General features: G+C 73.9%; 1 protein-coding gene. It reads right to left on the bottom strand.

What is annotated here, in order from left to right; genetic code table 11:
- Window positions 1-1,126: anthranilate synthase component I family protein (locus tag P409_RS37545; RefSeq protein ID WP_430515688.1), on the bottom strand; the 1,126-nt coding region annotated here is incomplete at both ends.

Raw genomic sequence — 1,126 nt, 5'->3', positions numbered from 1 at the left:
ATCAGCACGGTCGGCACGGGAGAGGCTGGCGGCAGCACGCCGCGAGGCCCGACGCCGCGGCTGACGGTCAGGCGCAGCGCGCCGGCCTCGATCCCTTCGGCCGCGATCACCGCCGCGCAGGCCTCGGCCAGGACGGCGTCGTCGAAGCGCGCCGGGATGCCGAGCACCGCGCGGCCTTCGGCCAGGCGCGCCAGGTGCCGGTCCAGCCAGACCGCGGCGCCGTCGCGGACCCGGATGGTCTCGAACAGCCCGTCGCCGAGGGTGAAGCCGCGATCGGCCGGATCGATCCGTGCCGCCTCGGCCGATATCAGCTGCCCGTTCAGCCAGGGCATCAGGCGGCTCCGCCAGGGCCTGCAGCAGCGGCCGCACCTTCACCATGGCCTCGTCATACTCGGCGTCCGGATCGGAATCGTAGACGATGCCGCCGCCGGCCTGGGCGGCGACCTGCCCCTGCGCCCCGCACAGCGTGCGGATGATGATGCTGGAATCCATCGACCCGTCGAAGCCGAGATGGACGACCGAGCCGCAATAGGGCCCGCGCCGCGCCGGCTCCAGCGCGCGGATGATCTCCATGGCCCGGATCTTCGGCGCGCCGGTGATCGAGCCGCCGGGGAAGCAGGCGCGCAGCAGGTCGACCGCGCCGCGGCCCGGCGCCAGCCGCCCCTCCACCACCGAGACCAGATGATGCACCCGGGGGAAGGTCTCCAGCCCGCACAGCGCCGGCACCCGCACGCTGCCGACGGCGCAGACCTTCGACAGGTCGTTGCGCAGCAGGTCGACGATCATCAGGTTCTCGGCCCGGTCTTTCGTGCTGGCCTGCAGCTCCACAGCCAGGACCGCATCCGCCGCCGCATCGACCCCGCGAGGCCGGGTGCCCTTGATCGGCCGGGTCTCGACCCGCCCGGCCGGGTCGACCGCCAGGAACCGCTCCGGCGAGGCGCTGGCGATCCACCGCCCCTCGCCCAGGTCGAGGAAGGCGGCGAAGGGCGCGGGCGACAGGGCGCGCAGGCGGCGATGCAGCGTGAAGGGGTCGAGCCCGTCCGGCAGGTCGGCCAGGAAGCGCTGGGTCAGGTTGGCCTGGTAGATGTCGCCGGCGGTGATCCAGTCGCGGATCCTGCGGACGCCG

Source organism: Inquilinus limosus MP06, assembly GCF_000767795.1.
Classification (GTDB): domain Bacteria; phylum Pseudomonadota; class Alphaproteobacteria; order DSM-16000; family Inquilinaceae; genus Inquilinus; species Inquilinus limosus_E.
The sequence above is the reverse complement of the archived record's forward strand: the minus strand, read 5'-3'. Positions and strand labels throughout refer to the sequence as shown.